Below are 13270 nucleotides of genomic sequence, written 5' to 3' on the forward strand. Positions count from 1 at the left end.
TCACGCCACGTCGACGAAGATCGGGTTGGCGTAGAACCACGTGTCCTTCCACGGGTCGGCGTCGCTGTCGCCGTGGACGATGGGTCCGGTGGGATCGACGGCGGCGCCGTGGTATCCGGCCCCGTTGCGGTTGCCGTCGCTTCCGCGGAACCGGACGTAGAACGGCCGATCGACCCGCTCGAAGACGTGCGTCAGGGTGAACGTGCCGCGGGTGCCCGTCGTGTCGAACTGCCGTACGACGCGCGTCTCGGGGGCGCGAACCGTGTCGGCGTCCGAGACTGCGCCCATGACCGGACCGGCGATGAGGTCGACGTGAGCGAGCTCGGGGAGGATCCCCGCCGCATTCACGTAGTCGGTCGTCGTCACGGTGATCGTCACCACCACATCCTGCCCGCGTCGCGCAGCGAGTCGCCCGCCGAGAGTGACGCCGCGACCCGCCGCGTTGCCCCAGCCGCCGCCTGCTCCGTTGCCGCGGCCCGCACCCTTGCCTGGCATGTCGGCGCGGGCTCGCACGTCCAATCCGCCCAGCAGATGACCGTGGTCGACCCACATGCGCCCGCGGCGCATCGCCTCGAGCACGCCCGCGTATGTGCGCGTCGCGACGCCGGTGTGAAGGCGCGAGAACTGTCCTGGCCAGAAGTCGCTTCCGCCTTGGGGAGCGCCGGTGTCCACCGGGTCGGGGCGCTTGCCGAGAACGGCCCATCGGTCGAACTCGCTCGGCAGACTCGCGTAGGGCTCGCCCGCCGGGTAGTCGCCGGTCACCCATGTGTCCTTCACGGTGAGGTGGTTGTCGGAGTTCGATGTGATCCAGTAGGGCTTGCCTTCAGCCAACAATGCGTCCCAAAGGCCTCCGACCGTGGCAGTCGCCCAGTCGAATCCGCCGTACGGGCGGTAGGCGTCGGCAGGGTACCCTGGCCAGCTGTCGGGGCGCGGGGAGTTGACGTACTCGCCGCGCTGATCGCCAGGACCGGAATACTGGCCGACGGCCGAGCCCTGCGCGCCCGGGGCTCCCTCCATGCCGATCATGATGTCTGGGTCGGCATCGCGCCAGACTCGCAACTCGTGCGGAGAGTCGATGCCGAGCCGCATCGGGTGATTGGCGAGCACCACCGCGTCGTCGATGACTCCGGCGCGCTTCTGCGCTCCGAGCCACGCGATCGCCTCGGCAGCCCGGCGCTCGAACTCGGCCGCCTGCGCCTCCCCCACTGGCTTGTCCCAGCCGTTGAGCTTGCCGTCCCATGCCAGCTCGAATGCCCGCAGTACTCGGGCGTCCGCGGCTCCGGGGGCGACGAGCACCGTGGCGTGCTCGGCCGCCGGGATGTACCACTCCAGCCCCTGGAAGATGAGCATGCCGCGCCCGTCACGCTCCAGCTGAAGCTGCTCGCGCGCTGCGGGAAGGCCGCGTTCAGCGTGGGCGAAGTTGCTGTGCTCGGTGAACGCGAGCCAATCGACGCCGTAGCGCTGCGCGGCGTCGAGCTGCTGGGTGACCCGGTACTTCGCGTCGTGGCTGAACTGCGTGTGCACGTGGTGGTCACCCACCAACCAGGCGAGCTGCGGATCGCCGACAGGCGGCCGCATGGCGACGCTGGCCGCTGCCGACGAGGTGCCCGTCGCACCGACAACAGCCGACAGCGCACCGGCGGCCAGCGCGATGCCGGCGGTCCGGAGCATGTCGCGACGCGAGAATCCGAGCCGATGCAGTTCGGCGTCCGCGTCGATCGGGAGGGCGCCGTGAGGGTCGTGATCGCACATGGGGGTATTCCTTCAGAGTGTGGGGACGCTCCGGAGGTTAATAACCGCAGATGGACAGCATGGAAACATCGGATGTCCTTCGGACAACCGCGGTGCCCGAAGGTGTGTCCTGCCTAGGGGCAGACGCCCGGATCCAGAAGCGCCGGATCGGTCGAGATCGCGCCGTTCACATCGACGTCGATCACGGCCTCGGTCCCCTCGATCTTCAGTCCTGCAAGGGTGAGGCCCGCCGGCAGCTGATCGGCGATGCACAGCTGTTGAGTCTGGGTGAACGGAGCGGCGAGCGAACCGAAACGATCGTTCAGCTGCTGCGCATCGAGGACCACCCCACCCAGCGTCGCCGACACCGGGGTCATCGTCACATCGCCGTCCTTCGCGCCAGGAGTGAGGGTCAGAGACACGTCGATGCTCGTGCCGAAAAGACTGATCGAACCCGAGGCGATCGCATTCGGGGCTTCGAGTGCCAGCGACTCGATCGGCAGTTCGGAGCGCGCCAGGAGCGTCGTGAGCTCGGCCTGATCGATGCGCACGGTACCGTTCGCCGACGCGAGGTCGCCACCGCGCAGCGGGATGCCGGTGGCGGTGACGTCCGCCGCACCGGTGATGCCCTCCAGCGTCACGCGATCGCTCGAGAGGTGGAGCTCGTCGAGACGCCCAGCGATGAGCTGAGGCAGCAGGATGCCGCCCGCCTCGACGTCCAACTGCTGATCGGCCGGCAGGTCCAGCTGCTCGATCACCATGCCGCGGACGATGCCGGGAAGCACGCTGCGCGCGATGAACTCGGCGGCCACGACGAGCAGCGCCAGCAGCACGGCGAGGACGAGGAGCACCCACGGCCAACGACGGCGCTTCGCCGGCACCGCCGCATCCACCTTCCCAGGGATCACCAGCGTCGGATGCTCCACTGCCGAGTCCGGGTAGGGAAGAGTGTGATTGTCATCGCTCATGCTGACATCCTCCCCCACCGACGACCGACTACATGCGCTCCGGAGCCGAGACGCCGAGCAGGTCGAGTCCGTTGCGGAGCACCTGACCTGCGGCGTCGTTGAGCCAGAGCCTCGTGCGGTGCACGTTCTCGATCGGGTCATCGCCCTGCGGAATGACCCGGCAATTGTCGTACCAGCGGTGATAGAGCCCCGCGAGCTCCTCGAGGTAGCGGGCGACACGGTGCGGCTCGCGCACCTCGGCGGAGAACGCGACGATACGGGGGAACTCCTGGAGCGCGCCGAGGAGCGCGCTCTCGGTCTCGTGAGTGAGCAACTCGGGGACGAACTCGGAGCGGTCGACGCCTGAATCGGCCGCGTTGCGGGCGACGTTGTGGGTGCGGGCGTGCGCGTACTGCACGTAGAACACCGGGTTGTCGTTGGTGCGCTTCTGCAGCAGCTCGGGGTCGAGGGCGAGCGGCGAATCGGCAGGGGAACGCTCCAGCGAGTAGCGCAGGGCGTCCGTGCCCAGCCACTCACGCAGATCGTCCATCTCGATGATGTTGCCCGCACGCTTGCTGAGGCGCGCGCCGCCGACAGACACCAGCTGCCCGATGAGCACCTCGACGTCCTTGTCCGGATCGTCGCCGGCAGCGCCGGCGAGCGCCTTCAGCCGATGCACGTACCCGTGATGATCGGCGCCGAGCAGGTAGATCTTGTGCGCGAAACCGCGGTCGCCCTTGTTCAGGTAGTACGCGGCATCGGCGGCGAAGTAGGTGTACTCGCCGTTCGAGCGACGGATGACGCGGTCCTTGTCGTCCCCGAAGTCGGTGGTGCGCACCCAGACGGCGTCGTCCTCGTCGAAGACGTGCCCCTGTGCGCGGAGGCGGTCGACAGCCTGGTCGACGAGGCTGCCCCCGTTCGCGTTCTGCAGGTGCAGGAGACGTTCGGAGAACCACACGTCGAAGTGCACGTTGAACTTCGCGAGCGACTGCTTCTGCTCCTCGAGCTGGTACTCGTAGCCCAGCTCACGGGCGAGAATCAGCTGCTCGAACGCGGGCAGCTCGAGGAACTCGGGCCGCTCTTCGAGGATGCGAGCGGCAAGATCGTTGATGTAGCTGCCGACATAGCCGCCTTCGGGTGTCGCGAGGCCGTTGGCAGCGGCGACGATGGATGCTGCGAAACGCTCCATCTGCACGCCGGCATCGTTGATGTAGTACTCACGAGCCACCGTCGCACCGGAGGCGGCGAGCACGCGGGCGATCGCGTCGCCGAGCGCGGCCCAGCGCGTGTGTCCGATGTGCAGCGGGCCGGTCGGGTTCGCACTGACGAACTCGATGTTGATGCTGCGACCGGCCTGGGTGTCGTTGCTCCCGTATGCCTTTCCCGCATCGACGATCGTCTTCGCAAGCGCGCCGGCGGCGCCGGCGTCGAGACGGATGTTGATGAACCCCGGTCCGGCGACCTCGGCGCTCGCGACGCCATCGACGCCGGTGATGCCGGCGACGATCTGCTCGGCGAGCTCGCGAGGGTTGGTGCCGAACTGCTTCGCGAGGCGCATGGCGATGTTCGACGACCAGTCGCCGTGGTCGCGGTTGCGCGGACGATCGAGCACCATGTCTGCCGCTGTCAGCTCGAACGGCTCACCGGGTCGTCGCTCGCCGGCGATCGGAGCGAGGACGGCGAGGAGGGCTTCGGCGAGCGTTTCAGGATTCATAGGTGACTCAGTTTACGTCCCCGCCCGCGCGCGAAATCGCGGAACAGCGCGCGCTGGAATTTGTGCTGGCGGTCCGGTGATCTACTCTCATCCCATGACTGTGCCGTCAGCGCCTCGAACCGCCCGCACTTTCGGCCTTGCCGCCGTGGTGCTGGCGGTCGTTTTCTTGGCCGTTCTCGGGGTGTGGCGGCCGTGGACTCCGTTGCCGGCCGCGGCTCCGGTCTCGGCAGGCGAGGAGCCGGTCGTGATCGCTCCTGCGCCGCTCATCCTGCCCGAGCATCCGCGGGTCCTCGTCTTCGGCGACTCCTGGACATATGGCGCCGCGGCGACCGAACCGACTCTCGGGTACGCGTATGTTCTCGCGCAGCTGCTGGACGGCGAAACGATCGTCAACGGTGTCCGCGGCAGCGGGTACCTCAAGCCCGGCTGGGACGGGCCCGCTTTCGGTGAGCGGATCGCGGCGCTCGATCCGGCGTTGAACCCGGATCTGGTGATCATCCAGGGTTCGATCAACGACCGGGCTCAAGGCGCGGCCGGTTATCGTGAGGCGGTGACTGCGGCTTGGGATGCGCTGGCCGCGCTGTACCCGGAGGCATCGATCGTCGTGCTCGGGCCTGCTCCGCATGAACTCCCCGTCGGGGCGGCGACGGCTCGCATCGATACTGATCTCGGTGCCCTCGCCGGTGCGCGCGGCTGGTGGTACATCTCCCCCATCGCCGAGGACTGGATCACCGAGCAGAACTACCTCGACATCATCGACGTGGACTTCGGCCGGAAGCATCCATCGACCGACGGGCATCGCTACCTGGCGGAGAAGGTCACCGCCGCGCTCACCGGGTTGATGGAGGCGCCGGTGACCGAGGCTGGTGAGTCGGAGACCACCCCCGAGCAGTGATATTGTCGATCGGTACGCCTCCGTAGCTCAGGGGATAGAGCGCCGGTTTCCGGTACCGTAGGTCGGGGGTTCGAATCCCTCCGGGGGCACATATGTGAAAGAGGGCCGTCCATCTGGACGGCCCTCTTCGCGTGCACGCACCATACGATTGCGACGTGTGGTGGTCGGAAGAAGAGTGGGCGGCGCTCATCGATCCTGTCGAGTGCGGCATGTGCGCGGATGCCCATCTGGACGAGAACCCGCACAGCGTGCTGGTCGCGTCGACTGAGACCGCCCATATCCGGATCGCGCGGAATCAGTCGCACCGCGGCTACTGCCTGGTGATCCTCCGCGACCACGTCACAGACATCGGCGACCTGACGTCGGAGCAGCTCAACGGGTTCTGGTCCGATGTGCAGCGCGCCGGGCGGGCGATCACGACAGTGTTCGCGCCCCGCAAGATCGACTACCTCGTCATGGGACACAGGATGCCCCATCTGCACTGCCACCTGCTACCGCAGCACTCCACAGATGACCCCTTGCGCAATGTCGACATCTCGGATGGCCCAGAGTTTTCCTCGTCGAGGGCGCTCCACGACGACGCGCGCGCTCTCCGGGATGCCTGGGACCGCAGCGGACTGCCTCGCGGTTCTTGAGTGGCGCTTCTCAGGCGACTCCGCTGGTTCCCAGGAGCGTTCCGATCGCGAATGTGACCCCCAGAGCGATCGCCCCGCCGAGGACCACCCTGATCGTCGGTCTGAGAGCGGGGTTCCCTCCGATCTTCGCGCTGATGAAACCGGTGAGAGCAAGCGCCAGCAGCACCACCGTGAATGCCACGGGCACCCGCATCTCAAGGGGCGGGAGCAGGATCGCCAGCAACGGAAGCAGCGCACCGAGCGCGAAGGCGAGGGCGGACGCACCGCCCGCAGCCCAGGGACTGACGACCTGACTCTCGGTGATGCCGAGTTCCGCTTCAAGATGCGCGGTCAGTGCGTCGCGTTCGGTGAGTTCTTCCGCCACGAGCCGCGCCGTCGCCGGGCGCAGCCCTTTCGCTTCATAGATGCCCACGAGCTCTTCGAGTTCGGTTGCAGGATCATCGGCCAGCTCGCCGCGCTCCTTCTCGATCAAGGCTTGCTGGCTGTCCCGCTGACTACTCACCGACACGTACTCCCCCAGCGCCATCGAGATCGCGCCACCGACAAGACCTGCGACACCTGCGGTGATCAGCGGTGCCGAGTCCGTTGTTGCTCCGGCGACACCGACGACGAGAGACGCGACCGACACGATGCCGTCGTTCGCACCCAGCACACCTGCCCGAAGCCAGTTCAGGCGCCCCGCAATGTCGCCGCGGTGGGGTTCGCCCCCGTGGGCCCGGGACGGCAACGGCACGGAAGATTCCATGGGCACATCATGGCACCCTCCCCACGATTGGCGGCCGTCATTGTCGATATAAATTGTGCACAATTGAATTGCGTGCAATACTGTTTGACATGACCGTGACCGACGAGATGGTGTGCTTCTCTCTGTACTCCGCTGCGCGCGCCACCACTCAGGCGTACCGCACTCTTCTTGCTCCCTGGGGGTTGACCTACCCGCAGTACCTCGTGCTCGCGATCCTCTGGAACGAGGGCGAACAGAGCATCCGCTCGCTCGGCGAAGCGATGCAGCTCGACTCCGGCACACTCTCCCCCCTGGTCCGCCGCCTCGAGCACGCAGGATACGTTTCCCGCGCCCGCAGCACCGAGGACGAGCGGGTCGTGACCGTACAGCTCACGCAACAGGGCAGGGCGCTCCGCGCAGAGGTGGCGCCCATCCGCACTCGAATCGCAGAGCTCGCCGGAATCCGGGACGACGCGCACCGGCGTCGACTCATCGGCGAGTTGCACGAGCTCACCGCCCTGCTCCAGGGCGCATCCACAGCACCTGCACCCGAGGCCAACACACGCCCGGATGCCAGCGAATGACCGCAGCACCGAAAGGAATCCACACAATGGAAGCTCTCTACACCGCCGAGGCGCTGGCCACAGGCGCCGGGCGCAACGGCCGCGTCGCCACCAGCGAAGGCCGCCTCGACTTCACCCTCGCGGCGCCCAAGGAACTCGGCGGCAGCGGAGACGGCGCGAACCCCGAGCAGCTCTTCGCCGCCGGATACGCCGCGTGCTTCCACTCCGCACTTCAGAGCGTCGCCCGCGCACAGAAGGTCTCGATCGCCGATTCCTCGGTCGGTGCGCGCGTGCAGATCGGCTCGAATGGAAACGGCGGCTTCGGTCTCGCCGTTCAGCTCGAAGTCGTCATCCCCGATCTCCCGAACGAGCAGGCACGTGCGCTCGCTGACGCCGCCCACCAGGTCTGCCCCTACTCCAATGCGACGCGCGGAAACATCGACGTCGCCATCACTGTCTCCGACGACTGAATCACGCGGAAGGAACCACACCATGCGAGCACTCATCCACCCCTCCTTCGGCGAAGCCGACGAGGTCCTCTCCGTCCAGGACCGCCCCGTTCCCGAGCCTGGAGCAGGGCAGGTCCGCCTGCGCATCGTCCTCTCCCCCATCCACAACCACGATCTGTGGACGATCCGCGGCACCTACGGGTTCAAGCCGGAACTGCCCGCGGCATCCGGAACCGAAGCGCTGGGCGTCGTCGACGCGCTCGGCGAAGGAGTCGAGAACCTGACCGTCGGACAGCGCGTCACGACCGGCGGCACATTCGGCGCCTGGGCCGAATACGTGGTGACCGGCGCCGCGGGGCTGATCCCCGTCCCCGAATCCCTGTCCGACGAGAGCGCAGCCCAGCTCGTGTCGATGCCGTTCAGCACGATCAGCCTGCTGCACTTCCTCGACGTCAAGGAAGGCGACTGGATCGTCCAGAACGCGGCCAATGGCGCCGTCGGACGGATGCTGGCGCAGCTCGGAGCCGCTCGCGGCGTCAACGTGCTCGGTCTGGTACGCCGCTCCGCCGGGATCGAAGAGCTCCGCGCACAGGGCATCGAGAACGTCATCGCCACCGACCAGAACGACTGGCGGGAGCAGGCGGCGCACCTGGCCGGCGGCGCCCCCATCGTCGCGGGTGTCGATTCCGTCGGCGGCGCCGCAGCCGGCGACGTCCTTTCGCTCCTCGCCGAGAACGGCACGCTCGTCGCCTTCGGCGCGATGAACTCGCCCACGATGGAGATCGCCTCCTCGGACGTCATCTTCAAGCAGGCCACGGTCAAGGGGTTCTGGGGCAGCAAGGTCATCCAGCAGCTCGAGCCCGCGCTGCGCGGCGCCCTGTTCGGCGAGCTCATCCAGCGCGTAACCGAGGGGACTCTCACCCTGCCCGTCGCCGGCGTCTTCGACGCGGCCGATGTCGCCGACGCCGTGCGCATGAGCATGACGCCTGGCCGTGTCGGCAAGGTCCTGCTGCGGTTCTGAGGGTCAGCGTTTCATAGGGGGCTGGGGCGCATCGCGCTCCGGCCCCTTTGTCGAGCGCTGGCGCAGCTCGGAGCCGCATCTGTTTCCCATGTCGAAGCACGCTCACGAACACGTTCCTTGGTTGCCGCGTCACTTCGGACGCCCGTCCGACTCCTTCAAGGAGTGATTGATGTCCCGGCACGCGAGACGTCAAGCAGGTGCAAACGACCATGGGAGAGAGCCCGCAATGAAGCAGGAAATCAGCAGACGCACGATCGTAAAAGGGGCGGCGTGGTCCCTGCCGGTCGTCGCAGTGGCGATCGCCACTCCGATGGCTTCAGCCAGTCTGAGCTGTGAGGCGCAGCTCGCTGAGCCCGGCGCCTACACGCCATTGACCGTGACGACCGACGTGCTCGAGATGCCGGAGTACCGAGAGACCACCTCATCGGCCCTGCTCGCGCGCGCACTCGCAACCGACAGCACGATCAAGCTTCGGTCCACCATCGTGTATGCGGGTTCGATCGCCCTCCCGGTGGGTGGAGAGATCACGCTCGCCCTGTCGCTCGACCCGACCAGGACGTGGACGAACAGCAGCGCGGTGGTGACTTCCGGTGCCGCATTCCTCACGGCGCCGGTGTACGACCAGAGTCCGACCGGCCCCATCAATACGGGTTGGAATCAGCAGGCCGCAGTCAGGTATGTCACAGTCGCGCCCCTCCCGCAGGGCGCGACCATCATCGTCGATTGGCAGCTCTCGGTAACGGGCAGCAACCCCGATTCGGCCCCATACGCGCATACCCGCACGCGGTTCCCGAACCCATGCGACCCTGCGGGAACCCGCATCGACCGCACGCTCGTCGGCCACGAGTCACAGGGCATCGTCACGTCGCCACTGGCCGGCGTGACCGGCTTGGCCCCGTGGCGTTTCGCGCCTCGAGATGACTGGGAGACGGTGCCGCCGCCCACTCCCTGAGCGCACGACTACCGGGGTACCGGAGGCAGAGCATGATGACCGTCGTGCTCTGCCTCCGGCACGTCTGCGTGTCGGCAGCCCAACGACGCGCGTCATCCGGCTCGAGGTCAGGCGAGAACCCGCGTCACTTTTCGGGTCGTTCTCACTCCTATGCCAGTGAAGCGTTTTTCGTTCGATTCGAAGGGGATTGATCCAATGCACGAGAAGAACACAGAAGTCCCGCAGGCCGGCCCGTCCCGGAGGGCGGTCGTGCGTGGCGCGGCCTGGTCACTGCCTGTCATCGCGGCCGCCCTGGCGACGCCGATGGCGGCAGCGTCCGTCACCTGCACCACGACCATCAGCAGCGGCGCGGCCGTCTACTCACGACTCAGCGCCACTTCGTCTGTGTTCACCTGGGTCAACCTTTTCGGAGACGGCAAGGACCTCACGCTGACCCTCGCGGCTGTACCCAATGGCGCGAGCAACATGACCATCAACACGACCAACAATCTTCGTCTGGACGCGTCCACGCAGGGCGGCGAAGCACAGCCCAGCGTGCATCTCGCGCTCGACACCGCCGACCTCCGCAACCTCGGCGGTGGTCAGCGTGTGACGTTCAGTTTCGCCCTGGCCGGCGCGCCCGTGACGGTCAACAACCTGTCCTACAAGATCAAAGACATCGACGGCTTTCAGGCACTGGACGGTCGTGGCGGCGCAGAGCGCGTCTACGTGTCCGACGGCTCCGGCAGTTACAACTCCGACTGGATCGAAGGCGCAGGAACAGGCACCGAGCCGTGGCGTCCCTCCACCGCCTCGCCGAATCCCGAGGTCGCCGCCGGCAGTGCTGCAGGCAACGTCAATGTCGCGGTCGCGTCAGTCAGCGCATTCAACCTCACCTTCGTCGCCAACAACTCAGGGCGCGCCATCGGTGATCGTCCGCCCCAGAACATCTGGGTCGGGCCGTTCACTTTCACCGCGTCGAACCCCGCATGCACGCCGTGACCCGCGTGTAGCGGCCTCAGTGAGACATCGGTTCGACCCTGGCGAGTGATCTTCCTGCCATCTCGGTGGTGGGAGGATCACTCGCTGAGCACGCCACACCTCCGGTGTCTCGGCCCGCGGGCATCCACGGCGACGTCACCTTTCCCGCTCGATCCACTCCTTATTCATGGGTACGTCGCTGGGTCACCCGTCTCCGACCGGCACGACCCGACGGTGCGGCTCTTCGCATTGACCGGCAGCGCGACTCGAGGCGTCGCCGCCGGCAAGTCTGGGGTCCGGAGGGCCGCACCGAACACGAAAACCGTCTCGATTGCTCCCAATCGGAGAATTCTTCGCGATCTCGCGTCACTTCTGGCTGCTCATCGACTCCTAAGAGGAGGGTAGGGTGACGGGAGGTCACCCCACCGGCGCTCCGGTGTCCCGGCGCGTGATTGGGGAGAGGTCAATGGAAGATTCTCGTAGCGACGCCGAACTGCTCACTGCGCTGCGTGCCGGTGATGGCGATGCCTATGCATCGCTGTGGAAGCGCCATGTGGGTCCGGCCTATCGATACGCAGAACGCCTGTACCGGTCTCGCGCCGACGACCTCGTCTCCGACTCGTTCCTCGCGATCTACCAGCTGGTCACGACATCGTCGAAGGGTCCAGAGTTCGCGTTCCGGTCGTACCTGAAAGCGGTCATGCGGAACACCGCGATCCGCTGGTCCAAGGAAGCCAACCATGTCGTCGAGGCCGTCAACCTCGAAATCATCGATCATCGCGACGCACTCAGCATCATCGAGAACGAATCGAACGCCGGCGACCTGCTCAGCGCTTTCCAGACACTCCCGGAACGCTGGCAGCGAGTGCTCTGGCTCGCCGAAGTCGCCGAGACCGGGCGACCGGAGATCGCTCGCGAGCTGGGCATCAAGCCGAACGCCGTCTCGGCGCTGCAGCGCCGCGCGCGCACCGGCCTCAAGTTCCAGTGGCTGTCCCAGCAGATCCCGACCGCGCTGAGAGACGACACCGAGCATGCCGCACGGCTGATCCCCCGCTACCTCACCGACCTGAACGATTCCGAGGCCACCACTGAAGTGACCGCGCACATCGAAACCTGTGAAACCTGCGATGAACTGCTCCACGGAATGCGGGGAGCCGCTGCGCGTCTGCAGAGCACGACCCTCGCGGCCGTGGGATTCGGCGCTCTCGGTACCGTCGTTCCGGCTGCGGCGTCGCTCTCTTCAGGCGTCGCAGTGACGACCGTCGCGATGGCCGCCGGAACGGGGATCGGCATCACCACCGGAATCCTCGCCACTGGCGTGAGCGTGCTGACCATCGGCGGCCTGATCCTCACATCCTGGCTCACCGGTCTACCCACAGCAGAACCGGCGGCGAAGCCGGCTGACACCCTCACCGCAGAAGTCCCAGCGGTCATCACGGAGAATTTCCCCGACGCCATCGCCCCTGATCTGGTGAGCGTACCGGCACTTCTGCCGACGCTGCCGCGGATCGGCCGCTGGAACGACGATCCGAACATCGACTCGATCGACCTCATCTCCGACCCCGCGCTGCTGCCCAACCTCCCGACCCGGCCCTCGCCCGACGTCACCATCCCGCTTCCCGGGGAGGGCCAGTCGGGGACACTCACCCCCGGCGTCACCACGCCGAGCGCCTATTCCGACTATCTCGCCCCGGTGATCACGGGCAAGACGACGCCTGGCTCCAGCATCGCCGTCGAGGTCGCCGGGGCACGTTACTCCGCTCCCGTCACAGAGGACGGCTCGTGGAGCTTCGATCCGCGCGGACTCCAACCGAGCGCGGGAACGCATTCGTACCGGGTATGGGCGTATGACGCCACCACCGAGTCCCCGATAACGACAGGTGCATTCACCGTGCTGCCGATCGTCGTCGAAGGGTTCGAAGGGCTCACCGGTTTCGAGGACATGCTGGCCTCGGAAGCGTCGACCACCGGGCTCGTGATCGCCGTGACCGGCCCCGCCAACGGCACCATCTATGTCAGCACGATGGAGGGGCATTCCGCGATGATCCCCCTGGATGCCACCGGACACGCGGTCAGGCGGCTGCGCATGAACTCCTGGGGATGGTACTACTTCACCTTCCGCGCCCTCGACGACGAAAGCTACTGGGGTCCGGCCGCCGAAGCCGCGCTCGACGTCTACGACCCCGACGTGCTGCATTCCCCGTGGGGCCCCGACGCCGAGGAAATGACGTTCGACTTCACCACGCCCTGAACTCCCGCCCGGGAGGCCGCGATCGGGCCGCCTTGTCATGCGATGTGGGGCTCGCTATTGAAGGGTCGCCATGATGCTGACGCCGATGACGAGGCAACCGGCCACGATGATGCCCCAGATTGGCGCTCCCGCGATCTCCTTGCCTATCCAGGGGGTGTGTTCATAGCCGTGACGACTCCTGCGCCGTCGCTTACGGCGCACCTTGATCGGTGCCGTCACCTCCACGAGATCTCGAGGAGCGGAGGTTGAGGAAGGAAGCGGAGAGTTGATGTCGTCATCCGTTCTCTGGAGGTGAAGCGACCTGTCGCCAGGGTCGTCAAGCGAGGGTGTGTCCTGGTGGGGACGTCGCGGGTGACCGCGGCTTCAGGTGCTTGGGAGAGAACCAGATCAACCCCACCAGGACGTCACCGGTCCGGATCGTCCTGATG

The 13270-nt window shown here is 66.8% G+C and carries 12 protein-coding genes and 1 tRNA gene; 9 read left to right on the top strand and 4 right to left on the bottom strand.

What is annotated here, in order from left to right:
- The 3 genes from MRBLWO13_RS16675 to argS form a co-directional block, all read right to left on the bottom strand.
- Positions 1-1752, bottom strand: coding sequence for a PHP domain-containing protein (locus tag MRBLWO13_RS16675; RefSeq protein WP_341975204.1), 1752 nt, complete (start codon positions 1750-1752; stop codon positions 1-3).
- A gap of 113 nt (positions 1753-1865) precedes the next feature.
- Positions 1866-2699: a DUF2993 domain-containing protein gene (locus tag MRBLWO13_RS16680; RefSeq protein ID WP_341975205.1), complete on the bottom strand. Its 834-nt coding sequence runs from the start codon at positions 2697-2699 to the stop codon at positions 1866-1868.
- Between the two features lie 28 nt (positions 2700-2727).
- A complete protein-coding gene (gene argS / locus MRBLWO13_RS16685; protein WP_341975206.1) occupies positions 2728-4392 on the bottom strand; it encodes an arginine--tRNA ligase in 1665 nt (554 codons plus the stop codon).
- Between the two features lie 94 nt (positions 4393-4486).
- Between argS and MRBLWO13_RS16690 the strand changes: the two genes are divergently transcribed.
- The 3 genes from MRBLWO13_RS16690 (at position 4487) to MRBLWO13_RS16700 (ending at position 5922) form a co-directional block, all read left to right on the top strand.
- A complete protein-coding gene (locus MRBLWO13_RS16690) occupies positions 4487-5287 on the top strand; it encodes an SGNH/GDSL hydrolase family protein (protein ID WP_341975207.1) in 801 nt (266 codons plus the stop codon).
- A 16-nt stretch (positions 5288-5303) separates the two neighbouring features.
- Positions 5304-5376, top strand: a tRNA-Arg gene (locus MRBLWO13_RS16695).
- Between the two features lie 66 nt (positions 5377-5442).
- On the top strand, positions 5443-5922 hold the full coding sequence (locus MRBLWO13_RS16700; RefSeq protein WP_341975208.1) for an HIT family protein: 480 nt from the start codon (positions 5443-5445) through the stop codon (positions 5920-5922).
- Positions 5923-5932: 10 nt separating this feature from the next.
- Here the strand turns inward: MRBLWO13_RS16700 and MRBLWO13_RS16705 are convergent, their stop codons facing one another.
- Entirely contained in the window at positions 5933-6667 is a 735-nt protein-coding gene (locus MRBLWO13_RS16705; RefSeq protein ID WP_341975209.1) for a VIT family protein, read from the bottom strand.
- 89 nt (positions 6668-6756) lie between these two features.
- Here MRBLWO13_RS16705 and MRBLWO13_RS16710 point away from each other — a divergent pair, with 89 nt between their 5' ends.
- The 6 genes from MRBLWO13_RS16710 to MRBLWO13_RS16735 all read left to right on the top strand — a co-directional run bounded on the left by MRBLWO13_RS16710 (position 6757) and on the right by MRBLWO13_RS16735 (position 12842).
- Positions 6757-7230, top strand: a complete 474-nt coding sequence (locus MRBLWO13_RS16710; protein WP_341975210.1) for a MarR family transcriptional regulator — start codon at positions 6757-6759, stop codon at positions 7228-7230.
- 26 nt (positions 7231-7256) lie between these two features.
- Positions 7257-7679 (top strand): organic hydroperoxide resistance protein, encoded by a 423-nt coding sequence (locus tag MRBLWO13_RS16715; protein WP_341975211.1) that lies wholly within the window; start codon positions 7257-7259, stop codon positions 7677-7679.
- Between the two features lie 22 nt (positions 7680-7701).
- Complete coding sequence (locus MRBLWO13_RS16720) at positions 7702-8679, top strand: zinc-binding dehydrogenase (protein ID WP_341975213.1); 978 nt, start codon at positions 7702-7704, stop codon at positions 8677-8679.
- Positions 8680-8905: 226 nt separating this feature from the next.
- Positions 8906-9631, top strand: a complete 726-nt coding sequence (locus MRBLWO13_RS16725) for a hypothetical protein (protein WP_341975214.1) — start codon at positions 8906-8908, stop codon at positions 9629-9631.
- 150 nt (positions 9632-9781) lie between these two features.
- The gene (locus MRBLWO13_RS16730; protein ID WP_341975215.1) at positions 9782-10612 is read left to right on the top strand and encodes a hypothetical protein; all 831 of its coding nucleotides are present in this window, start codon (positions 9782-9784) and stop codon (positions 10610-10612) included.
- 445 nt (positions 10613-11057) lie between these two features.
- Entirely contained in the window at positions 11058-12842 is a 1785-nt protein-coding gene (locus tag MRBLWO13_RS16735) for a sigma-70 family RNA polymerase sigma factor (protein WP_341975216.1), read from the top strand.
- Positions 12843-13270: the final 428 nt, after the last annotated feature.

Origin of the sequence: Microbacterium sp. LWO13-1.2 (assembly GCF_038397725.1) — a bacterium.
Taxonomy (GTDB): Bacteria; Actinomycetota; Actinomycetes; order Actinomycetales; family Microbacteriaceae; genus Microbacterium.